We start from the raw sequence: 20847 nt of genomic DNA on the forward strand, positions 1-20847 counted from the left end.
TTGCGCGACCGGCGGCTGCCGCCCCGCGCGTGCATCGCGTGGCGCGACGGCAAGGTCAACCGCGATGCGCGGCAGCACCGCATGAACGGACAGGGCCGATCATGACGACCGACGTGTCGATCGCCGAACTCGCGCGCGCGGCCGGCCTGGAAACCGACTGGACCGATGCGGGCGGCATCGCGCGGCGGGTGGACGACGGCGCGCTCGCCGCGCTGGCCGACCTGCAGGCGGGCGGCAAGCGCATTCATGCGCAGCAGGTCGCGCTGCGCGCGCAGCAGCAGTTGAAGAACTGGGCCGAGGTGCTGAAGCTCGCGAAGGCGCTCGAGAAGCGCGAGGCGCTGCATCCGGCTGCGGCCGTGCGGCTGCGCCAGCAGGCTGCGGAAAACCTGCTGCGCGAACGCCGGCACGACCCGGACGCGCTGCTCGAGGTGTGGCAGTCGCTGTCGCCGGTCGAGCGCCAGTCGCCGCGTCTCGCCGATCTCGCCGCCGATCTGCTCGTCCCGCTCGAACGCCGCAACGAAGCGCGCCGCATCGTCGAAGATGCGCTCGCGCACAACTGGGACGCGCGCCTGCTGCGCCGTTATCCGGATACGGCCGGCGCCGATGCGCTGCCGCTGATCCAGAAGGCGGAAGGGTGGAAGAAGGATCACCCGGAGGATGCCGACCTGCTGTTCGCACTTGGCCGCCTGTGCCAGCAGCAGCAACTGTGGGGCAAGGCGCAGTCGTTCCTCGAGTCGGCACTGAAGCTGGCCGACAACGAGGCGCTGAAGGTGCGTGCGCATCGCGCGCTTGCGCGCCTGTTCGAGCATCTCGGCGAAAGCGACAAGGCTGCGAAGCATTACCGCGAAAGCGCGCTCGCGATTACGGTGGTTTGACGCAGGCGGCTCGCGCAACCTGCGCAAAAAAGCCCCGAATGCCGGAAGGCCTTCGGGGCTTTTTTTCGTCCAGGGTGGGCCTCGATGACGTATCACCCGCCAAGCTTGCGCAGCAGGTCGTCCTCGTTTGCGACGAACCACACCGATGTGCCGCGATTGGACTCGCGAACGAGCGCGCGAAGCGCCTCGCTGCGCTCGAGCCAGCGCTCGATATTGCCGACCACACCGAGCCTGACGCCGTAGTTGACGAGCTTCTGCAACACGGCGCCTGCGAGGCCGCTTTCGAGCCGGTAGAAATCGTCGTGCAGCGCGTCGGCGGGCACCGCGACCCAGTCGGCTTCATGCTCGTGCGCGAGCGCGACGAGGTCGAGCGCATCGCTTTCGCGTTGTACTGGGCCGGCGGCGGGATCGCGGACCAGCACACGGTGGCCGGCTGCCTGGACGATTCGGTGGTGCATGCGGGTTGGCTCCGTCGACATGAGAAATGCGAGCACGGTGTCGCGCTGCCCGCGGATGAAGTGGTATTGATCCGGAAGCAACAGGACCTGCGCGTGCGGCACGAGACGCGTCAGTCGATCGCGCGTCTCGCGCGAATCGAGCATGACGTCGCGACCGCCGACGATCGCCAGCACGGGCGTGGACAGCGTGCGCAGCACGCTGTCGCCGAACACCGGAATCGTTTCGAGGCGCGGCCGAAAACCGCGATCCACCGCGCGCATGAGCGCGAATGCGTCGCGCTCGGCGGGCGTCGATGCGGGCGGCAGACGGCCGAGCACGCACCGTCGCACGCAGGCGCGCCCGATATCACCGAGCAGTACCAGCGGTAGCGCCCACCACAGAAACGGCTTCTGCCGGCCGATGCCGGACGGGCAGAGCAACACAAGCCGCGTGACGCGCGCCGGTCGGCGCAACGCGAAATCGAGTGCGGTTCGCGCACCCAGCGAGATGCCGACGAACGCGGCGCGTGACACGCCCAGGCCGTCAAGTACGTCGTCGAGCCACTGCGCGTACGCGTCGCTCGCGAGCGGTGGTCGCGACGGGGCGCTGGGTCCCGCTTCGCCGATCACGTCGATCGCGTAGAGCCGGCAATGCTTCGACCATTCGGCCGCGTAATGCTGCCAGCTCGCTGCCGTCGTCTGCGCGCCGTGGATCAGCACGACCGGCGGCGCGTGCTCCGGACCGCAGGCGATCACATGGGTGGTGCCATGGCGTGTCTGCACGGTGATGCGCCGATGTCCAGCCGGCCAGTGCGACAGCACAGCCTCGTAAGCCGCGTGAATCGCGTGTGCGTGGCGGGGCGACCTGAAGATCGCGCTCATGTCCCGCTTTGCTGCAGCAGCGCCTCGAGCGACGACATCAGCGCGGCCGTGTCGGCCGGCGTCGCGGCGACGATGATCTTGACCAGGCTCGCGGCGGGATCGAACGTGACGTCGATTCGCACCGGGTCGACATACGACGTACGGCCGGATGCCATCGCATGCAGCGAGCGTGACAGGTACTGGTGCAGCGACTGCGACGCGCCCGGAATGTCGACGATGCTGGTGACGCGCACCGCACGCGGCACGGGCGCGGCCGGCTCCATTTGCGTGAATGCGGCGAGGTCGGCGTCGAGGATGCGATACGCACGGCCGACCCGCGTTGCATGCAGCTTGCCCTCGCGGATGAAGCGCAGGACAGTCTTCGGGTGGAGGCGCAGGCGGGCAGCGGCCTCTTCGACGGTATGGAACATGAGCGGGCAGTGGTACTCAAATTGTTCCCTATTGTTCCATGGTAAACGGACTAATAGGGAATATTTTGACGGTTGGCGAGCCATCGTTGGCGGGATACCGAACCGGCAGCGCTCAGGCGGTGCGGGCGCGGAAGCAGAAACGCCCCGCCGACCGGAGCGGTTCCGGCCAGCGGGGCGTTTCGGAAGGGGGCGGTCGGTTATCGACCGGCGGGCGCCATGCGCCCAGGGTTACTTGTCGACCAGTCGCTTCGGCACCGACAGCGCGAGCAGCCCGCCGAGCACGAGAAACCCGGCGAGCATGTACATGCCCGAATCGTTGGCGCCCGTTGCCTGCTTGAGCCAGCCCATCATGTACGGGCTGAGGAAGCCGGCGAGGTTGCCGATCGAGTTGATCATCGCGATGCCGGCCGCGGCCGCCGTGCCGCCGAGGAACGCGGTCGGCAGGCTCCAGAACAGCGGCAGCGTCGTCAGGATGCCGATCGTCGCGAGCGTGAGGCCGAGCATCGCGAGCGCGGTCTGGTGCGCCCAGATCACCGACAGCACGAGCCCGAGCGCGCCGATCGCGGCCGGAATCGCGACGTGCCAGCGGCGTTCGCGGTGCCGGTCCGCGCTGCGTGCGATCAGGATCATCGCGACCACCGCGGCCGCATACGGAATCGCCGACAGCAGGCCGATCATGAACGTGTCGGTCACGCCGGTGGCCTTGATGATCGTCGGCAGCCAGAAGCCGACGCCGTAGAGCCCCATCACGAACGAGAAGTAGATCAGCGCCATCAGCCACACGCGCGGGCTCGACATCACGGCGCCGAGCGGCAGGTCTTCCTTGGTGGCTTCTTCAGCATCGACGTTGCGCGTGAGCAGCGCCTTTTCGTCGTCGGTCAGCCAGTTCGCCTTCTCGATCCGCTCGTCCAGCTTGAGGAACACGATCACGCCGACCAGCACCGACGGGATCCCCTCGAGCAGGAACAGCCATTGCCAGCCGTGCCACCCGCTGATGCCGTCGAACGCTTTCAGGATGAAGCCCGAGAGCGGCCCGCCGATCACGCCGGACAGCGCGACGGCCGTCATGAAGAACGTCGTCATCCGGCCGCGCCGGTGCGCGGGGTACCAGTAGGTGAGGTAGAGGATCACGCCGGGGAAGAAGCCTGCTTCGGCGACGCCGAGCAGGAAGCGCATCACGTAGAACATCGTGGGCGTCGTGACGAACATCGTCAGGATCGAGATCACGCCCCACGTCGCCATGATGCGCGCGATCCACACGCGCGCGCCGACCTTGTGCAGGATGATGTTGCTCGGCACTTCGAAGAGGAAATAGCCGAAGAAGAAGATCCCGGCGCCGAGCCCGTACACGGTGTCGCTGAGGTTCAGGTCGCTCGCCATCTGCAGCTTCGCGAACCCGACGTTCACGCGGTCGAGATACGCGACCACATAGCACAGCAGCAGGAGCGGCACGAGCCGCCACGACACCTTGCGGTAGGTTGCTTCCTCGAATGCGCCGGACGAGCCCGGCAGCGACTGCGTCGATGTTGCCATGTTGTCTCCTGTCCTTATAGTTGGCCGGGACCGGCGTATCAGTGGCAGGCCCGGTTTCGTGCGAAGCAGTGCGTGGATGCCGTGCCGGCCGAAGAATCCCGGCTCGGCGCGTGAACAGCCCGGTGCGGCTAGATGCAGCGCCCGCCGTCGACTTCGAGACAGACGCCCGTGATGAATTCAGCTTCGTCGGAGGCGAGGTAAAGCGCCGCGTTCGCGATGTCCTGCGGCGTCGAGAAGCGGCCGAGCGGGATCGTCGCGAGGAACCGGCTGCGGTTTTCGGGGGTATCCTCGCAGCCCATGAATTCCGTCATCAACGCCGTTTCGCCGAGCACGGGGTTGATGCAGTTCACGCGGATGCGATCTGCGCCGAGCTCGGCCGCGAGCGACTTGCTTGCGGTGATCATCGCGCCCTTCGTGCTGTTGTACCAGACGAGGCCCGGGCGCGGCCGCACACCGGCCGTCGATGCGACGTTCACGAACACGCCGCCGCCCTGTTCGCGGAAGTACGGCACGAAGGTCTGCACGCACCAGAACAGGCTCTTCATGTTGACCGCATACACGCGGTCGAATTCGGCTTCCGTCACGTCGAGCACCGGCTTGTTGCGGTGCGTGGTGCCTGCGTTGTTCACGACGATCTGCACCGCGTGGAAATCGTCGAGCGCAGCCTGCAGCAGCGCGTGCCAGTCGTCCTGCCTCGACACGTCGCCGGCCACCGCGATGGCCTTGCCGCCCGCGAGCGCGATCTCGCTCGCGACGCGCTCGGCTGCCGCGCCGTTCAGGTCGTTGACGACGACGTTCGCGCCTTCGTGCGCATACGTCTTCGCGATGCCTTCGCCGAACCCCGAGCCGCCGCCCGTGACGATTGCCGTCTTGCCGCTCAACCGCATGGTGTGTCTCCTGTGCTGGATATGAGTGTCGTCGTGCTTCGGCTGGCGACCGGGCGCTGCCGGCCGCGTGCCGTGTGCTGCTTGCGGCGCGGTCAGCCGTGCCGGATCGCGATCGTCTTCAGCGCGGTGAAGCCGTACAGTGCCTCGAAGCCTTTTTCGCGGCCATGGCCCGAGTGGCCGACGCCGCCGAACGGCAGCTCGACGCCACCGCCCGCGCCATAGTTGTTGATGAACACCTGGCCCGCGCGCAGGCGCCGTGCGAGCCGCATCTGGCGTGCGCCGTCGCGTGTCCAGATGCCCGCGACGAGGCCGTACGGCGTGCCGTTCGCCAGGGCGACGGCTTCGTCTTCGTCGACGAAACGCATCGCGGCGAGCACGGGGCCGAACACTTCCTCCTGCGCGAGCCGGTGCGACGGCGGCACGTCGCGCAACAGCGCAGGCGCCTGGTAGAAGCCGCTTTCGGGCGCGTCGGCGACGACCTGCCCGTGCGCGGCCATCGGAATGCCGTCGTGCTGCGCGTCGGACAGGAAATCCCACACGCGCTGCTGCTGTTTCGCGTTGATCAGCGGGCCGCAGTCGAGGTCGGCGCGGCTCGGGCCGACGCGCAACCCGTTGAATGCGGTGGCCAGCCGCTCGACGAGCGGCTCGTACACCGCGCGCTCGATCAGCACGCGGCTGCCGGCCGAGCAGGTCTGCCCGCCGTTCTGCACGATCGCGGACACGAGCACGGGCAGCGCCGCTTCGAGATCGGCGTCGGCGAACACGATCTGCGGCGACTTGCCGCCGAGTTCGAGCGTGACGGGTACGTGGTTCTCGGCCGCCATCTGCGTGACCAGCTTGCCGGTGGCCGGCGAACCCGTGAACGAGATGTGGTCGATGCCGGGATGGCGTGCGAGCGCGGCACCGGCTTCATGGCCGTAGCCGGTGACGATGTTGAGCGCACCGGCCGGCAATCCGGCCTCGACGGCCAGCTCGGCGACGCGCAGCAACGACAGGCACGCATCCTCGGCCGGCTTGACGACGCAGGCGTTGCCGGCCGCGAGTGCGGCGCCGACGCTGCGCCCGAAGATCTGCATCGGGTAGTTCCACGGCACGATGTGGCCCGTGACGCCGTGCGGCTCGCGCACCGTCAGCACCGTGTAGCCGGCTTGATAGGGGAGGGTTTCGCCGTGCAGCTTGTCGGCGGCGCCCGCGTAGAACTCGAAGTAGCGCGCGAGTGCGGCTGCGTCGGCGCGTGCCTGCTTCAGCGGCTTGCCGGTGTCGCGCGCTTCGATCGAGGCGAGTTCCTCGATCGACGCGGCGACACGCGCCGACAGCCGCATCAGCACGCGGCCGCGTTCGGCGGCGCTGGCAGCACCCCACGGGCCCGCGAATGCGTCGCGGGCCGCGGCGACCGCGCGCTCGATGTCGGGCGCGGTGCCGCGGGCGATCGATGCGAATGGCTGGCCGTCGGATGGATCGACGACCGCGATGGTTTCCAGTTGCGCGGGCAACGTCCATTCGCCCGCGATGAAGTGCTTCGCCTCTTCCATGCCAGCTCCTGTCGACCCGAGTTAGCGCTTTAGCGCTTACTCGGGTCCCATGCTTTGCTGTCGACCCGATTCAGCACTTCAGCGCTTACCCGGGCCCCATGTTTCACGGTCAACCGGCGACAGCGCTTCAGCCACCAACGCCGATTCCAACTAACGCGGCCGGTGGTTCGACGGCCGGGCATCCGGAACGATTATCGGCCGATCGTCATCCGGACGCCACCGGTCGATTGGCTATAATGGCGCATTCCCTTGCGGGACGTCTGCGGCGGTGCATCGGCCGCGGCGCCCTGTCCCGAATTCCCATCGACCTACAGAGAGTGCTCATGAGCTTCAATCATGTTCCGGCCGGCAAGGACCTGCCGCAAGATTTCAACGTGATCATCGAGATTCCCGCGCAAAGCGATCCGGTGAAGTACGAGGCGGACAAGGAACTGGGCCTCCTCGTCGTTGACCGCTTCATCGGCACGGGCATGCGCTATCCGGTGAACTACGGCTACATCCCGCAGACGCTGTCGGGCGACGGCGATCCGGTCGACGTGCTGGTGATCACGCCGTTCCCGCTGCTGGCAGGCTCGATCGTGCGTTCGCGCGTGCTCGGCATGCTGCAGATGACCGACGAGTCGGGCGTCGACGCGAAGCTGGTCGCCGTGCCGCACGACAAGGTCTGCCCGATGACGGCAAACCTGAAGTCGATCGACGACGTGCCCGAGTACCTGAAGGACCAGATCAAGCACTTCTTCGAGCAATACAAGGCGCTCGAGAAGGGCAAGTGGGTGAAGGTCGAAGGCTGGGCCGGCATCGAAGCCGCGCACAAGGAAATCACCGACGGCGCAGCGAACTACAAGAAGTAAGCGGCGTACCGGCCGACGGCCGGTTCGTGTGCAACGCAAACCGCGCGTGTCTCCTCAGGAGGCCGCGCGGTTTTGTTTTGTGCGTCGAGGTTGTTTGCGCGCGGAGGCGGGCACGGACACCGGCGACGTGGTGGTGGCCGGCGCGTCCTTCGTGCGCTTCGCGCGGCGAGGGGCAACGGGTGCAACGGAGGCCGCGGTGGCTTGGGTTGCTTTCGTGGCAGCCGGGCGGCGGCGGGCCGGTGCGGGCGCGGCGCCTTCGCGTCCGTTCGTGACGGGTTTGCCGCTGGCTGCCTGCGCCTTTCTTTTCGACGAAGAGGGCACGGCCGGCTTGCCCTTTTTTACCGGTGTGTCGCGCGCTGAAGTCTTTCTTGCGACCGTATCGCTGTCGGACTTCTTGCGTTTCGCGACCGGTGCGGCCTTTGCCGTCTTGGGAGGCTTTGCGCCCTTGTCGATCTTCCCGACCTTCCCAACCTTCTTCGCGTCTTTACCCGCCTCAACCGTCTTCGCCGCGCTATCGACGTTCTCCGCCTTCGCCTTCTTCCGCCCGCGAGCACCAGCCTTCAACCCGGCCACATCACCACTCGCATCGATGGCCACCACGGCCGGCAACACCGACTCCAGCGTCCGCAACCCGGCCGCCAGTTCCCGCTTCTGCGCAGCCGTGAGCCGCTTCACCCAGTATTCGGCGCGCGATGCACTCGACCGGTCGGGCAGCGGAAACGACGCGAGCACCGCACGCGGCTTGCGCGAGCGCGTATAGCGCGCCCCCTTGCCGGATGCGTGCTCGTCGAAGCGTGCGGCAACGTCGGTCGTGATGCCCGTGTAGACGCTGTCGTCGGCGCATTCGATCAGATACAGAAACCAGGACATGGCAGGGCGGCGGGATGCGAAGCCGCCAGTGTCTCAGAAAAAGTGCCGGTCAACGCCACCGATCGCCGTGCCCGTCGCGGAAGCGGCTCGGCGCCGCGCCGAGTTCGCGCGTGAAGAAGCGCGTGAACGCGCTCGTCGAACGGAAGCCGACCCGCACGCCGATCTCGCCGATCGGCAGTTGCGTGTTCAGCAGCAGGTCGCGCGCTTCACCGAGCCGGGCCTGTGCGACGAGCGCATGAAACCCGACCGCTTCGCGATGCAGCCTCCGGCGCAGCGTCCAGCGCGACATCGCGAAGCGCGTGCAGACGTGCTCCATCAGCGTGTCGGACGGCACGTCGGCGTCGTCCGACGTGCGCAGCCAGTCACGCACGCATTGCTCGACCGACGAGCCGAACGTCGAGCGGGCGCGCACGCGCTCGCGCGCGGCGTCGGCTGCGTGACGCTGGATGTCCGCGAGCGGCGCGTTGTAGCGCTCGAACGGCGTGTCGAAGCGTGCGGAGCGCAGCACGACGCGGTTGGTTGCGGCATCGAACGACACCGCCGCGCCGAGGAGGTCGCGCAGCGCGGCCGTCGGCGCGAACGCGCGGCCCGCGAACGCGGCTTCGTCGACCTGCACGTGCGGATCGTACAGGCGCGCAAGCGCGACGAGGATCGCGAAATTCGCGAACGCGCTGCTGGCGGGCCGGCCGTCACCCTCGTTCACGTACTCGAGCGCGATCGCGCCGCGGGTTTCATGCGCGAACACCCAGTCGACGTTGCCGATCAGTTCGCGGTAGCGCAGGTAGCCGTGCAGCGCGTCGCGCAGCGTCGCGGCGTTGCAGGTGATGCCCGCGAGCTCGGGGAACGGCGCGAGCCACGGCACGACCTGCGGCGGCGGACGATGCCAGGACAACGGCCATTCGCTCATCAGCCGCATCGCGGCGACGTGCCGATCGCCGGGGATGCGCCGCGCGTCGTCGGCGAGATCGGACGCGCCGATGCCGAGCGTCGCATACAGCGGCGCGGTGTCGAAGCCGTTGCGGCGCATGTCGTCGAGCGCCTGTCGGTAGACCCGGACGGATACCGATTTCTGTCGTAACTCCATGTCTCTCTCCATGACCTTCGGGTTTGCCCCGCTGCGAGAGGTCAGGTACTGCTGCCGGTCAAGCATGGTGACCGGTCTATTTTCAGGCTTGGACGCTGGAGTGTGGTGACAAGTACAACAGATCGATTCAGGCGGATCAATGAAAACTTCGTTGTTCCGGCGTTCGACGATTGCATCCGCGTGGGCAATGACGGCACTGTCCGCGTCGCTCGGCGAGCCGCCGAAGTGGCTCGTCGGCTGGACCAAGGTCGCGCGGCAGCCGGGCGAGGTACGGACAGTCAGCGTTTCGATACCGGCGCAGCGCTTTGCGATCCGGGATGCGAATGCGCATGCGTGCCGGATCGCCGCGGGCAGCGACGGGCTGTCGGCGGCGGCTTCGTCGCGCGACCCGCGGGCACTGTCGATGACGGTGACGCTCACCGCGCACTGAGCCGGAGGGGCCGCGTGGCATGCTGCGAAGCCGGTCGTGGCTTCACCGCATGCAGATGCGCTTGATGACGTTACTCGGTGCCGCGCCGGAACGGATCGTGTTCGCGCAGTTCGTCGACGTACGCGTGGATATGCTCGGTCTCGCGTTCGAGAAAGCGCGCGACCGCGTCCGAGAACGCCGGGTGCGCGAGCCAGTGCGCGGAGTGCGTGACGGTCGGCAGGAAACCGCGCGCGAGCTTGTGTTCGCCCTGCGCGCCGCCTTCGAACGTATCGAGCCCGGCCTCGATGCAGAATTCGAGCAACTGGTAGTAGGCCGTTTCGAAATGCAGGCACGGCACGTGTTCGACCGCACCCCAGTAGCGGCCGTACAGCGTGCCGCCGCCGTTTTCGCCGCGCCGGTAGACGGCGAGCGCACTCGCGATCGGCCGGCCGTCGGCTTCCGCGATCACGAGCAGCAGGTTCTCGGGCATCGTCGCGCCGATCGTGCGGAAGAAGTCGAGGTTCAGGTACGGGCTCGAAAAGTGTTCGCGATAGGTCTGCCGGTAGCAGCGCGAGAAGAAGCGCCAGTCGGCGTCGGTGATCTGGTCGCCGGTGAGCCGCCGGAACGTCACGCCCGCGTCGTGCACCTTGCGCCGCTCCGCGCGGATGTTCTTGCGTTTTTTCTGCTCGAGCGTGCCGAGGAAATCGTCGAAGTGGCGGTAGCCGTCGTTGATCCAGTGGAACTGCACGCCTTCGCGCAGCATCATCCCCATCGATTCGAGGAGCGCCGCTTCGTCGCCGGTCGGGAACAGCACGTGCAGCGACGACACGTCGCTCTGCTCGGCGAACGCGAGCAGCGTGGCCGCGAGCCGGCGGCGTGCATCGTCGTCGGCCGCGAGCAGGCGCGTGCCCTGCACGGGCGTGAACGGCACCGCGCACAGCAGCTTCGGGTAGTAGGGCAGGTCGTTGCGCTGGTACGCGTCGGCCCAGGCCCAGTCGAACACGTATTCGCCGTACGAATGCTGTTTCGCGTAGACGGGCGCGGCGGCCGCGAGCCGGCCGGTGCGCTCGTCGGTCAGCGTGACGAAGTGCGGCGACCAGCCGGTATCGTCGACCGCGCAGCGCGCGACGTGCAGCGCGTCGAGGAATTCGTGACGCAGGAAGGGCGTCGGCTGCGCGTCGCGGGCGAGCAGCGCGTTCCATTCTTCGGCCGGCACCTCCGCGGGGGACGACAGGATGCCCGTGCGATAATCGATGCGTTCGTGTTTCAAGCGTGAATCCGTACCGTTCTGTGTCGCCGGATGCGAGGGCCTGCGCGGCCCGCACCGGGACGATTTCGTCAGCCGTTCAGGGCGCGCCGCCAGGCTGCGCCGATCCCGCCATGAAGACCCGACTCGCTCTCGCCCAGATCAACGTTACCGTCGGCGACTTCGCCGGCAACGTCGCGCGGATCGTCGCGGCCGCACGCGCCGCGCACAACGATGGTGCGCAGCTGATGGTCGCGCCGGAACTCGCGCTGTCCGGCTATCCGCCGGAAGACCTGCTGCTGCGGCCCGCGTTCTACGCGGCGGCGGCCTCGGCACTCGACGCGCTCGTCGATGCGTTGAAGGCATTCGACGGGCTCGCGGTGCTGGTCGGTCATCCGCTGCGCGGCTCGGGCGATGGCGCGCACGCGCCAGCCGTCGATGGTAATGCAAACCGCCCGATCGAGCGCGGCGTGCCGCCCACCGATACCTACAACGCGGTATCGCTGATCATCGGCGGCGAGATCGTCGGCACCTACCGCAAGCAGGATCTGCCGAACGCCGAGGTATTCGACGAGAAGCGCTACTTCGCGACGGATGCCGAGCCACTCGTGTTCGAGCTGAACGGCGTGAAATACGGCGTGATCATCTGCGAGGATGCGTGGCACGCATCGGCCGCGCAGATCGCGAAGGCGGCCGGCGCGCAGGTGCTGCTGATCCCGAACGGCTCGCCGTACCACATGAACAAGGAGGCGGTGCGCTTCGACATCCTGCGCGCGCGGATTCGCGAAACCGGGCTGCCGATGGTGTACGTGAACCTCGTCGGCGGCCAGGACGAGCTCGTGTTCGACGGCGGCTCGTTCGTGCTCGACGCGCAGGGCGCGCTCGTCGCGAAGATGCCGCAGTTCGACGAAGGGCACGCAATCGTCGAATTCGACGGCGCGCGGCCGCTGCCGGGCGCGATCGCGCCCGAGCTGTCGACGGACGCGCAGGTGTACCGCGCGCTCGTGACGGGCGTGCGCGACTACATCGGCAAGAACGGGTTTCCGGGCGCGCTGATCGGGCTGTCGGGCGGCGTCGATTCGGCGCTGGTGCTCGCGGTTGCGTGCGACGCGCTCGGGCCCGAGCGCGTGCGCGCGGTGATGATGCCGTCGCGCTTCACGGCCGACATCTCGACCACCGACGCCGCGGAAATGGCGCGGCGCGTCGGCGTGCGTTACGACGAGATCGCGATCGCGCCGATGTTCGATGCGTTCCGCGCATCGCTGGCGGGCGAGTTCGCGGGCCGTGCGGAAGACGCGACGGAGGAAAACATCCAGGCGCGCATCCGCGGCACGCTGCTGATGGCGCTGTCGAACAAGTTCGGCTCGATCGTGCTGACGACCGGCAACAAGAGCGAGATGGCGGTCGGCTACTGCACGCTGTACGGTGACATGGCGGGCGGGTTCGCGGTGATCAAGGACATCGCGAAGACGCTCGTGTACCGGCTCTGCCGCTATCGCAACGAGACGGCCGACTACCCGCTGCGCGACGTGATCCCCGAGCGGATCCTCACCCGCGCGCCGTCGGCCGAACTGCGCGAGAACCAGACCGACCAGGACAGCCTGCCGCCGTACGACGTGCTCGACGCGATCATGCGGATGTACATGGAAGAGGACCGGCCGCTCGCCGAGATCGTCGCGGCCGGTTATGCGCAGGCCGACGTCGAACGCGTGACGCGGCTCATCAAGATCAACGAATACAAGCGCCGCCAGGCGCCGATCGGCATTCGCGTCACGCATCGCGCGTTCGGGCGCGACTGGCGCTACCCGATCACGTCACGTTTTACCGAACGCCTCGATTGAGCCGTGCTGGGCCGCATGCGGCCCGCAGGCTTACAATCGGGGTCGCGATTTTTCATCCAAACGAGCATTGGGGGACAACCACCATGAAACGCATCACTGCCATCATCAAGCCGTTCAAGCTGGACGAAGTCCGCGAAGCGCTCGCCGAAGTGGGTCTCACGGGCCTGACCGTGACGGAAGTGAAGGGCTTCGGCCGCCAGAAGGGCCATACCGAGCTGTATCGCGGCGCCGAATACGTCGTCGACTTCCTGCCGAAGATGAAGATCGAGGTGGTCGTCGCGGAAGCGCAGGTCGACCAGGTGATCGATGCGGTGATCGGCGCGGCGCGCACCGGCAAGATCGGCGACGGCAAGATCTTCGTGTCGGACGTCGAGCGCGTGATCCGCATCCGTACCGGCGAAGAGAACGAAGCGGCCGTCTGAGCGCCGCATTCGTCGACGGGCCGCGCAAAGCCGGCCCGCCAATAAAAAACGGTGCGATACCCGGTTGGGTACCGCACCGATACGCGCCTCTCGCAGCAGCGTGGAAAACGTCGTCGAATCGATTCTTTGAGAACGGCGCCTGATCAGAACAGGTGCTGGATACCGGCGTAGACGCCGGTCTGGCTGCCGCCCGGATTCGGGTTGCCCGTCGACACGGCCGTACCGGCGCCGTTCGCGTTCAGGCCGAAGTTGGCGTTCTTGCTGTTGCGCACCGTCGCGACCTGCAGGTCGAACAGCGTGCGCTTCGAGATGTTGTACGAGCCGCCGACCGTGTAGATGTTCGCGTTGCCGCCGCCGTGGTTCGCGTTCACGTGATACACGGCTGCGATCAGCGCCGCTGCCGGCGTTGCCTGCCACGTCACGCCGCCCCAGACCTGCTGGGTGCCCGTCACGCCGGCGTTCACTGCCGGGCCGCCGCTGCCGTCAGCACGCGAGGCCTGGTAGGCTGCCTGAACCTTGAACTGGCCGAGGAACACGTTCACGCCCGCGAAGTATTCACGCGAGTAGTTGAACACGTCCGAGAAGCGGCCGTTGCTGTCGCGCGTTTCGTCGTAGATACCGCGCAACTGGAACAGCGAATTCGTATAGGTGACCTGTGCGCCGGCTGCACGGCCCGGTTGGCCGGCCGTCGTGTTGCCGTTGAAGCTGGTCGAGTTCGAGAACGAGAACTGGCCGTAGAAGTCGAGGCCGTAGAACTGCGGCGACTGGTACGACACGTTGTTGCTGGTCTTGTTCCAGTTGCGGCCGCGCACCAGCGAGGCCGTCGACCAGGCCGACTGGCCGAACGGGTCAAAGTCCCACACGCCGTTGGCGATCGCGAGTTCGCGACCCAACAGCAGCGTACCGTAGCGGTCGTTGGAGATGCCGACCGTCGCATAACGATCCCAGATCGAGCCGCTGAAGCCGCCCGTCATCGTGTTGAACGCGCCTTCGAGGTGGAACAGGACCTTGTTACCGCCGCCGATGTCCTCGGTGCCCTTCAAGCCCCAGAGGCTCGTGCCCCAGTCGCCGCTTTCCGCGCGCACTTGGTGGCCGTTTTGCAGGCCGTTCATGTACTCGATGCCGGCATCCAGGCGGCCATACAGCGTAACGCTGCTCTGCGCGTGCGCCGTCACCACCCCAGCAGCCATCAGCGCGGCCGCGACCAAAGCTTTCTTCATCATCTCCTCCATACCCTGTCAAAAAGTCAACCCAGACTGCACGAGATGCCCGGAGCGCGAGCGCCGGGCAAAAGCGGGATAACCAGGGAGACCTCGTGCAGGGCCGGTAAGCGCAGCACGCGGGCAAGCGGACGGAAAACCGTTGAGCGGTCCCGCGCAGCCGGGTCGGCCTGCGGGGTCTCCTTGTAGTGTCGTGAAGCTAAACTACATTTCACGAACTTCGTTTTGCTACTTTGGTTACTAATTTAGCAAAAATACAATTTTGTGGCGATGGAAATCGTTGTTTGACTAACACCTGTCGTCAAATTGCCATGCAACACGGTGCGCAACAGGTGCGCCGAGGGTTTGCAATTAACGGAAAACCCTTGTCCCGCAAGGGAGACACGGATTTCGCAAACAGGGATCAAGGATTGCCACTATTGACGCTGCGAGGGCGCGAGCGTAAGCGCCAGATACGAAAAATTGGTAAGTATTTCGTAATGACTGGGCGGCTGCCGGATCTGGCCGACCGCTGCCTGAAACGCTTGTCCGGCCACGCGCAGCGCGGTGTACCAACGTGCGTCGGTCAGGCCGCGGCGGGCCTTGCGTCGAGCAACTGCGCGCGAATCCAGCGATGCGCATCGGTGCGCGCATGCTTCGCGTGCGAGTAGACCTTCACGGTGTAGCGCGGGATCTCGAACGGCGCGGGAAAGATGCGGATCGGCGCCGCGTGCCGCAGCGCCTGCGCGGCGCGATTCGGCACGGTCATCAGGAGCGCGGATTCCGCGATCACGAACGGTGCGGCCAGCACGGTCGGCAACTGCACGGCGACCTGCCGCGCGAGGCCGAGCCGGTCGAGCACATGGTCGACGACGCCGCGCGACTCGTTCCACGGCGTGACGACCACGTGGCGCGCCGCCAGATACTGGTCGAGCGTCAGCCGCCGGCGGATGTCCGGATGCGTGGCGCTCGCGATCACGACGTAGTCGTCGGAGAACCAGTCGAAGTCCTCGATGCCCGGCGCGTCGGCCGCCGATTCCTCGTGGTAGCCGAGGGCGAAATCGATGCGGCCGGCCGCGAGTTCGTCGACGGAGATCTTCCGGTCCGAATGCACGACGCGGATCCGCAACTGTGGTGCGACGTGCTGGATGCGTGCGAGAAATGCCGGCAGCACGGCGAAGGCCGTGTAGTCGGTCGCCGCGAACACGAACGTGCGGTCGCTTTGCGCGGGATCGAAGCGGCGCGCGCGGGCGAGCCCCTTCGACATCGCGTCGAGCGCGTCGCCGGCCCAGGTGGCGATGTCGTCGGCGCGCACGGTCGGCTGCATCTCGTTGCCGAGGCGCACGAACAGTGCGTCGCCGATCGCGTCGCGCAGCCGCGCGAGCGCGTGGCTCAGCGCAGACGGGCTCAACGCGAGCTCGTGTGCGGCCGCAGCGACGGAGCGGTGGCGGTACAGCGCATCGAACACGAGCAGCAGGTTCAGGTCGAGGCGGCGTAGATCAGGATGCATCATGTTCAGGTCCGGATGAAGAAACTGCACTTCCTGCAGGCGCTGGGTGAACGTAGCATGACGATCTGATTGGCGCCAGCGCGGCTGTGCAGCGCCGTTTCCCGTTTCAAGCCAGGGCCGGAGGAGGGCTCAACCCGTGCAAATCGATATCCGTTCCGCCACCGTCGCCGACGTGCCGCAGATCCTGCGTTTCATTACCGAGCTGGCCATCTACGAGAAGGCGGAACACGAAGTGATCGCGACGCCCGCGTCGCTCGAGCGCAGCCTGTTCGGCGAGGGATCGCCGGCGCGCGCGCTGATGTGCGAGGTCGACGGCGAGCCGGCCGGCTTCGCCGTGTATTTCTTCTCGTATTCGACGTGGCTGGCCCGGCAGGGGCTGTATCTCGAGGATCTGTATGTATCGCCGCGCTTTCGCGGCGCGGGTGCCGGGCTGCGGCTCTTGAAGGCGCTCGCGCGGATCGCGGTCGAGTCGGGCTGCGGGCGTTTCGAGTGGAGCGTGCTCGACTGGAACGAGCCGGCGATCCGCTTCTACGAGAGCGTCGGCGCGGCGCCGCAGAGCGAGTGGGTGCGTTACCGGCTCGCGGGCGACGAACTGCGTGCGTTCGCCGACAGCGCGCCCGTAAGCGCCGCGTAAACGCAAAACGGGCGCCGCGCGGCGAACCGCGGGCGCCCGCTCGTGCGGCGTGCGTTACTTGAGGCTGCCCGACAGGAACCCGCGCAGGCGTTCGCTCTTCGGGTTGGCGAACACCTCGGACGGCACGCCTTCTTCCTCGACGCGGCCCTGGTGCAGGAACATCACGTGGTTCGACACGTTGCGCGCGAAACCCATCTCGTGCGTGACGACGATCATCGTGCGGCCTTCCTCGGCGAGCTTCTGCATCACCTTCAGCACTTCGCCCACCAGCTCCGGGTCGAGTGCCGACGTCGGCTCGTCGAACAGCATCACGTCCGGATGCATCGCCAGCGCACGGGCAATGGCCACGCGCTGCTGCTGGCCGCCCGACAGGTGCGACGGGTACTGCTTCTCGACGCGCGGCGCGAGGCCGACTTTCTCGAGATACTCGCGTGCGCGCTCCTCGGCTTCTTTCTTCGGGATGCCGAGCACGTTCACGGGCGCTTCCATCACGTTCTCGATCACGTTCATGTGCGACCAGAGGTTGAAGTGCTGGAACACCATCGACAGCTTGGTGCGCACGCGCTGCAGTTGCTTCGAATCGGCCGCGCGCAGCGCGCCCGACTTGTCGGGCGTCGTGCGCACTTCCTCGCCGTCGACGACGATGCGGCCCGCATTCGGCTGCTCGAGGAAGTTGATGCAGCGGAGCATCGTGCTCTTGCCGGAGCCGGACGAGCCGATCACGCTGATCACGTCGCCCGAGTTCGCCTTCAGCGACACGCCCTTGAGCACCTCGTTGTCGCCGTACCGCTTGTGCAGATCGTCGACGAAAAGCTTCTGAGTCTGGGAATTCATCAATAGTCCTGCGAAAACTTACTTGCCTTGCGGGCGCAGATACGCGAGCCAGCGGCGCTCGGCCTGGCGGAACAGCCAGACGAGCGTGAACGAGATCACGAGATAGAGCAGGGCGGCGATGCCGAATGCATGGAACGACATGTAGGTCGCCGAGTTGACGTCGCGGGCGATCTTCAGGATGTCCGGCACGGTCGCGGTGAAGGCGACGGTGGTCGCGTGCAGCATCAGGATCACTTCGTTGCTGTACAGCGGCAGTGCGCGGCGCAGCGCCGACGGCAGGATCACGCGGCGGTACATCGTGAACGTCGACATCCCGTACGCGCGCGCGGCTTCGATTTCGCCGTACGACGTCGCCTTGATCGCGCCCGCGAAGATCTCGGTGGTGTACGCGCAGGTGTTCAGCGTGAACGCGAGCAGCGTGCAGTGCATCCCGTCGCGGAAGAACGCGTCGAGCATCGGCGTGCCGCGCACGGCCTGCAGGCTGTAGAGGCCCGTGTAGCAGAGCAGCAGCTGCACGTAGAGCGGCGTGCCGCGGAACACGTACGTGTAGAGCCACACGGCGCCCGACAGCCACTTCTTCTTCGACACGCGCGCGACCGCGAGCGGTATCGACAGGCAGAAGCCGAGGCCGATCGACACGACCAGCAGCCACAACGTGATCGCGACACCGGTGATGCGATAGCCGTCGGTGTAGAGATAGTTGCGCCAGTATTCTTGGATGAGTTCGATCATAGGTCAGCCTTGCGGACGCCGGTCGAGTAGCGCTTTTCGAGCCACATCAGCACGAAGTTCGAGATCGTCGTGATCGCGAGGTAGACGGCGCCCGCGATCAGCGTGAAGAAGAAGAACCGCAGCGTGCCCTTGCCGGCGTCCTGCGACGCCTTCACGACGTCGGCGAGGCCGATGATCGACACGAGCGCGGTCGACTTCACGAGCACCTGCCAGTTGTTGCCGATGCCCGGCAGCGCGAAGCGCATCATCTGCGGGAACATGATCCGCGTGAACACCTGCCAGTTCGTCATCCCGTACGCGCTGCCGGCCTCGAGCTGGCCGCGCGGCACCGACAGGAACGCGCCGCGGAATGTCTCGGTGAAGTACGCGCCGTAGATGAAGCCGAGCACGAGCACGCCGGCGAGGAACGGGTCGATGTCGATCTGGTCCCAGCCGAGCGCGTCGGTCGCCATGTTCAGCCAGATCTGCAGGCTGTAGAACAGCAGCAGCATCAGCACGAGGTCGGGCACGCCGCGGATCAGCGTCGTGTAGACGGTGCCGACGCCGTTCGTGAAGCGGTTGCGCGACAGCTTCGCGCCCGCGCCGAGCAGGCCCAGCAGGAACGACAGCGCAAGCGAAAGCACCGCCAGTTTGACGGTTTGCCAGGTGCCAGCGAGGATCAGCGGGCCGTAACCTTGTAGAAACATATGTGGTCCCTGGTGTGGTCCCTTAGGGCGCACGCGGTGCGCCGCGAAAGACGCGCCCGCCAAGCTGCGCGGAACGCCCCGTGCGTATCATGACCGTCCGCCCCGGCATCGGTGCCGGGCCCGCCCGTCGCGCGAGCGGCGGGCAAGGGAGCGGGCGGCGCGTGGTTGACTGCCTGTACTGCCCGGATGCGAGGCCGCCCCCGCGTCCGTCGTCTCTCCTTTTCGTCGCTCAGCGGGCCGAAGCCGAATAGACGCTGAACGCGAAATACTTGTGCGACAGCCGATCGTACGTGCCGTCCTTGTGCATGTCGGCCAGCGCCTTGTTGATCTTGAGCTTCAGGTCCGTATCTTCCTTGCGCAGGCCGATCGCGGTGCCGTCGCCGATCGTCTTCGGATCCTTCACTTCCGGCCCGGCGAACGCGAAGCCCTTGCCGCGCGGCGTGCGCAGGAAGCCGTAGTCGGCCTGCAGTTCGTCCTGCAGCGTCGCGTCGAGACGGCCCGAGCCGAGATCGGCATAGACCTGGTCCTGGTTCTGGTAAGGAATGATCGTCACGCCCTGCGGCTCCCAGTACGCCTTCGCGTAGGTTTCCTGCGTCGAGCCCTGCTCGACGCCCACGCGCTTGCCCTTCAGCGATGCGATCGTCGGCAGCAGCGGCGAGCCGGTCTTCGCGATCATCCGCGCCGGCGCGTCGTATACCTTGTCGGAGAAGTCGATCTGTTCGCGGCGCTTGTCCGTGACGGTCAGCGACGACACGATGACGTCGTACTTCTTCGCCTTCAGCGCCGGGATGATCCCGTCGAGATCCTGCGCCACCCACACGCATTTCACGTTGATTCGCTTGCAGATTTCCTTGGTGAGATCGACGTCGAAACCGACGATCTCGCCGCTCGGCGCGGTCGACTCGAACGGCGGGTAGCTGGCGTCGACGCCGATCCGCACGGTCTTCCACTCCTTCGCGAAGGCGCTGCCCGCCATGAGGGCGAGGGCGGCGCACAGGGCGGCCTTCTTCATTTCCATCCTTCTGTTGCTGACTTTCCGGGAGCGCTCGCGGCCGGTCGAGCCGGGCACCGCGGCGTATTCTAGACGGCCAAAAATCGCCGATCGGCGCTCTGGCAATGGCGGCCGCCGGAACGGCGAACGCCAAAAGGCCGGTATTTTACCCGAACGCGATACCCGGAAACCGGCAATCCGGGCCGACCGATCGATTCTTCGACGCATTGATCCGGCTGTTGCGATAATCGTCGCATTCGCAATGGACATTGCATCGATTGCATCTGCAGGTGCAACGATGCGGTGCGCAGGCGGCGGATTGTGGCGCGATTGGCACACTCATACAGTGATGGCATGCCAGAACCACGCATCTCACGGAGTGTCCGTCCCATGTTCCAGATCCGCCGCGCCGCCGATCGCGACCAGCGCAGCCAAGGCTGGCACGAATTCCTTCACAGCTTTCCTTGTGCGTCCCGCCGGAGCGGGCCGCCGGAGTTCGGCGCGTTGCGCGAACTGAACGAGGAATGCATCGCACCAACCCGCGGCTACGGGATGCGGCCGTACCGCGACGCGGAAATCGTCACCTATGTGCTCGACGGCGCGCTCGCGCATCGAGACAGCCTCGGCAACGGGGCGATCGTTCGCGCAGGCGGCCTGCAGCGCATGAGTGCCGGCACCGGCATCATGCTGAGCGAAACCAATGCGTCGTGTGACGAGCCACTGCGCCTGCTGCGGATCTGGCTCGCGCCGGCCGGGGCGGGCGGCCGGCCCGGCTATGTGCAGACGCGCTTTGCCGACGACGAGAAACGCGGCCGGCTGCGGCTGGTGGCAGAACGGCAGAGCACACGTCTGAACTCCAGTCGCCAATCAACATCTCGTATGTCGTCTTCTGCCTGAAAAAACACACGACGTGATAGGTCGTACTCACCAATGCGGGCAAGGTTTCTCTGTAAGGCTCACGCCAGGTGCTCAGTTGGCTCGA

General features: G+C 66.6%; 19 protein-coding genes and 2 pseudogenes. 7 read left to right on the plus strand and 14 right to left on the minus strand.

The genetic code is table 11. The annotated features are described in order from the left end of the window. The first annotated feature begins 101 nt into the window (after positions 1 to 101). Positions 102 to 875, plus strand: coding sequence for a hypothetical protein (locus tag G3N99_RS14740; RefSeq protein WP_277396374.1), 774 nt, complete (start codon positions 102 to 104; stop codon positions 873 to 875). A gap of 92 nt (positions 876 to 967) precedes the next feature. Here the strand turns inward: G3N99_RS14740 and G3N99_RS14745 are convergent, their stop codons facing one another. From G3N99_RS14745 to G3N99_RS14765, 5 genes are all read right to left on the minus strand, one after another. Next, complete coding sequence (locus tag G3N99_RS14745) at positions 968 to 2194, minus strand: alpha/beta fold hydrolase (protein WP_206122744.1); 1227 nt, start codon at positions 2192 to 2194, stop codon at positions 968 to 970. Then, positions 2191 to 2604, minus strand: coding sequence for a helix-turn-helix domain-containing protein (locus G3N99_RS14750; protein ID WP_206122745.1), 414 nt, complete (start codon positions 2602 to 2604; stop codon positions 2191 to 2193). The genes G3N99_RS14745 and G3N99_RS14750 overlap by 4 nt, the downstream gene beginning before the upstream one ends. 228 nt (positions 2605 to 2832) lie before the next feature. Beyond that, positions 2833 to 4137 carry an MFS transporter gene (locus G3N99_RS14755; protein ID WP_206122746.1) on the minus strand — a complete coding sequence of 435 codons (1305 nt, stop codon included), beginning with the start codon at positions 4135 to 4137 and terminating at the stop codon, positions 2833 to 2835. Positions 4138 to 4265: 128 nt separating this feature from the next. After that, positions 4266 to 5024 carry an SDR family oxidoreductase gene (locus G3N99_RS14760; protein WP_206122747.1) on the minus strand — a complete coding sequence of 253 codons (759 nt, stop codon included), beginning with the start codon at positions 5022 to 5024 and terminating at the stop codon, positions 4266 to 4268. Between the two features lie 92 nt (positions 5025 to 5116). Next, positions 5117 to 6556 carry an aldehyde dehydrogenase family protein gene (locus tag G3N99_RS14765; RefSeq protein ID WP_174983184.1) on the minus strand — a complete coding sequence of 480 codons (1440 nt, stop codon included), beginning with the start codon at positions 6554 to 6556 and terminating at the stop codon, positions 5117 to 5119. Positions 6557 to 6879: 323 nt separating this feature from the next. Between G3N99_RS14765 and ppa the strand changes: the two genes are divergently transcribed. Beyond that, the gene (gene ppa / locus G3N99_RS14770; protein ID WP_011352863.1) at positions 6880 to 7407 is read left to right on the plus strand and encodes an inorganic diphosphatase; all 528 of its coding nucleotides are present in this window, start codon (positions 6880 to 6882) and stop codon (positions 7405 to 7407) included. Positions 7408 to 7461: 54 nt separating this feature from the next. Here the strand turns inward: ppa and G3N99_RS14775 are convergent, their stop codons facing one another. Both G3N99_RS14775 and G3N99_RS14780 read right to left on the minus strand, forming a co-directional pair. Then, positions 7462 to 8277, minus strand: coding sequence for a GIY-YIG nuclease family protein (locus G3N99_RS14775; RefSeq protein ID WP_206122748.1), 816 nt, complete (start codon positions 8275 to 8277; stop codon positions 7462 to 7464). A gap of 49 nt (positions 8278 to 8326) precedes the next feature. Continuing rightward, positions 8327 to 9361, minus strand: coding sequence for an AraC family transcriptional regulator (locus G3N99_RS14780; RefSeq protein ID WP_174941669.1), 1035 nt, complete (start codon positions 9359 to 9361; stop codon positions 8327 to 8329). 193 nt (positions 9362 to 9554) lie between these two features. Here G3N99_RS14780 and G3N99_RS14785 point away from each other — a divergent pair. Further along, a pseudogene (locus tag G3N99_RS14785) lies at positions 9555 to 9791 on the plus strand (fibronectin type III-like domain-contianing protein); the annotation flags it as partial. A 70-nt stretch (positions 9792 to 9861) separates the two neighbouring features. On the opposite strand, the gene G3N99_RS14790 reads toward G3N99_RS14785, so the two are convergent. After that, positions 9862 to 11040 (minus strand): GNAT family N-acetyltransferase, encoded by a 1179-nt coding sequence (locus G3N99_RS14790; RefSeq protein ID WP_174983176.1) that lies wholly within the window; start codon positions 11038 to 11040, stop codon positions 9862 to 9864. A 110-nt stretch (positions 11041 to 11150) separates the two neighbouring features. Here G3N99_RS14790 and G3N99_RS14795 point away from each other — a divergent pair, with 110 nt between their 5' ends. Together G3N99_RS14795 and G3N99_RS14800 are read left to right on the plus strand one after the other, a co-directional pair. Next, positions 11151 to 12857, plus strand: coding sequence for an NAD+ synthase (locus tag G3N99_RS14795; protein ID WP_206122749.1), 1707 nt, complete (start codon positions 11151 to 11153; stop codon positions 12855 to 12857). Between the two features lie 83 nt (positions 12858 to 12940). Next, positions 12941 to 13279 (plus strand): P-II family nitrogen regulator, encoded by a 339-nt coding sequence (locus tag G3N99_RS14800; protein WP_006398637.1) that lies wholly within the window; start codon positions 12941 to 12943, stop codon positions 13277 to 13279. 143 nt (positions 13280 to 13422) lie between these two features. On the opposite strand, the gene G3N99_RS14805 is transcribed toward G3N99_RS14800, so the two are convergent. Both G3N99_RS14805 and G3N99_RS14810 read right to left on the minus strand, forming a co-directional pair. Continuing rightward, positions 13423 to 14502 carry a porin gene (locus G3N99_RS14805; protein WP_011352857.1) on the minus strand — a complete coding sequence of 360 codons (1080 nt, stop codon included), beginning with the start codon at positions 14500 to 14502 and terminating at the stop codon, positions 13423 to 13425. 562 nt (positions 14503 to 15064) lie between these two features. Beyond that, the gene (locus G3N99_RS14810; RefSeq protein WP_174941675.1) at positions 15065 to 15991 is read right to left on the minus strand and encodes a LysR family transcriptional regulator; all 927 of its coding nucleotides are present in this window, start codon (positions 15989 to 15991) and stop codon (positions 15065 to 15067) included. 133 nt (positions 15992 to 16124) lie between these two features. Between G3N99_RS14810 and G3N99_RS14815 the strand changes: the two genes are divergently transcribed. Then, positions 16125 to 16622 (plus strand): GNAT family N-acetyltransferase, encoded by a 498-nt coding sequence (locus tag G3N99_RS14815; RefSeq protein ID WP_011352855.1) that lies wholly within the window; start codon positions 16125 to 16127, stop codon positions 16620 to 16622. A 54-nt stretch (positions 16623 to 16676) separates the two neighbouring features. Here the strand turns inward: G3N99_RS14815 and G3N99_RS14820 are convergent, their stop codons facing one another. From G3N99_RS14820 to G3N99_RS14835, 4 genes are all read right to left on the minus strand, one after another. Continuing rightward, positions 16677 to 17456 carry an ABC transporter ATP-binding protein gene (locus tag G3N99_RS14820; RefSeq protein ID WP_011352854.1) on the minus strand — a complete coding sequence of 260 codons (780 nt, stop codon included), beginning with the start codon at positions 17454 to 17456 and terminating at the stop codon, positions 16677 to 16679. Between the two features lie 18 nt (positions 17457 to 17474). Beyond that, on the minus strand, positions 17475 to 18188 hold the full coding sequence (locus tag G3N99_RS14825) for an ABC transporter permease (RefSeq protein WP_011352853.1): 714 nt from the start codon (positions 18186 to 18188) through the stop codon (positions 17475 to 17477). After that, positions 18185 to 18874 (minus strand): histidine ABC transporter permease HisQ, encoded by a 690-nt coding sequence (gene hisQ / locus G3N99_RS14830; RefSeq protein ID WP_021158491.1) that lies wholly within the window; start codon positions 18872 to 18874, stop codon positions 18185 to 18187. The genes G3N99_RS14825 and hisQ overlap by 4 nt, the downstream gene beginning before the upstream one ends. A 229-nt stretch (positions 18875 to 19103) precedes the next feature. Further along, positions 19104 to 19886: an ABC transporter substrate-binding protein gene (locus G3N99_RS14835; RefSeq protein ID WP_069249346.1), complete on the minus strand. Its 783-nt coding sequence runs from the start codon at positions 19884 to 19886 to the stop codon at positions 19104 to 19106. Between the two features lie 369 nt (positions 19887 to 20255). Between G3N99_RS14835 and G3N99_RS14840 the strand changes: the two are divergent. Continuing rightward, positions 20256 to 20696: pseudogene (locus G3N99_RS14840) on the plus strand (pirin family protein); the annotation flags it as partial. Positions 20697 to 20847: the final 151 nt, after the last annotated feature.

This window comes from Burkholderia sp. Ac-20392, from assembly GCF_017104585.1.
Lineage (GTDB): Bacteria > Pseudomonadota > Gammaproteobacteria > Burkholderiales > Burkholderiaceae > Burkholderia > Burkholderia lata.

Excerpts from the sequence above, each read along its gene's own strand:
- G3N99_RS14740 (WP_277396374.1), top strand. The coding sequence starts at position 102 with ATGACGACCGACGTGTCGATCGCCGAACTCGCGCGCGCGGCCGGCCTG.
- G3N99_RS14745 (WP_206122744.1), bottom strand. The coding sequence starts at position 2,194 with ATGAGCGCGATCTTCAGGTCGCCCCGCCACGCACACGCGATTCACGCG.
- G3N99_RS14750 (WP_206122745.1), bottom strand. The coding sequence starts at position 2,604 with ATGTTCCATACCGTCGAAGAGGCCGCTGCCCGCCTGCGCCTCCACCCG.
- G3N99_RS14755 (WP_206122746.1), bottom strand. The coding sequence starts at position 4,137 with ATGGCAACATCGACGCAGTCGCTGCCGGGCTCGTCCGGCGCATTCGAG.
- G3N99_RS14760 (WP_206122747.1), bottom strand. The coding sequence starts at position 5,024 with ATGCGGTTGAGCGGCAAGACGGCAATCGTCACGGGCGGCGGCTCGGGG.
- G3N99_RS14765 (WP_174983184.1), bottom strand. The coding sequence starts at position 6,556 with ATGGAAGAGGCGAAGCACTTCATCGCGGGCGAATGGACGTTGCCCGCG.
- ppa (WP_011352863.1), top strand. The coding sequence starts at position 6,880 with ATGAGCTTCAATCATGTTCCGGCCGGCAAGGACCTGCCGCAAGATTTC.
- G3N99_RS14775 (WP_206122748.1), bottom strand. The coding sequence starts at position 8,277 with ATGTCCTGGTTTCTGTATCTGATCGAATGCGCCGACGACAGCGTCTAC.
- G3N99_RS14780 (WP_174941669.1), bottom strand. The coding sequence starts at position 9,361 with ATGGAGTTACGACAGAAATCGGTATCCGTCCGGGTCTACCGACAGGCG.
- G3N99_RS14795 (WP_206122749.1), top strand. The coding sequence starts at position 11,151 with ATGAAGACCCGACTCGCTCTCGCCCAGATCAACGTTACCGTCGGCGAC.
- G3N99_RS14800 (WP_006398637.1), top strand. The coding sequence starts at position 12,941 with ATGAAACGCATCACTGCCATCATCAAGCCGTTCAAGCTGGACGAAGTC.
- G3N99_RS14805 (WP_011352857.1), bottom strand. The coding sequence starts at position 14,502 with ATGATGAAGAAAGCTTTGGTCGCGGCCGCGCTGATGGCTGCTGGGGTG.
- G3N99_RS14810 (WP_174941675.1), bottom strand. The coding sequence starts at position 15,991 with ATGATGCATCCTGATCTACGCCGCCTCGACCTGAACCTGCTGCTCGTG.
- G3N99_RS14820 (WP_011352854.1), bottom strand. The coding sequence starts at position 17,456 with ATGAATTCCCAGACTCAGAAGCTTTTCGTCGACGATCTGCACAAGCGG.
- G3N99_RS14825 (WP_011352853.1), bottom strand. The coding sequence starts at position 18,188 with ATGATCGAACTCATCCAAGAATACTGGCGCAACTATCTCTACACCGAC.
- hisQ (WP_021158491.1), bottom strand. The coding sequence starts at position 18,874 with ATGTTTCTACAAGGTTACGGCCCGCTGATCCTCGCTGGCACCTGGCAA.
- G3N99_RS14835 (WP_069249346.1), bottom strand. The coding sequence starts at position 19,886 with ATGAAGAAGGCCGCCCTGTGCGCCGCCCTCGCCCTCATGGCGGGCAGC.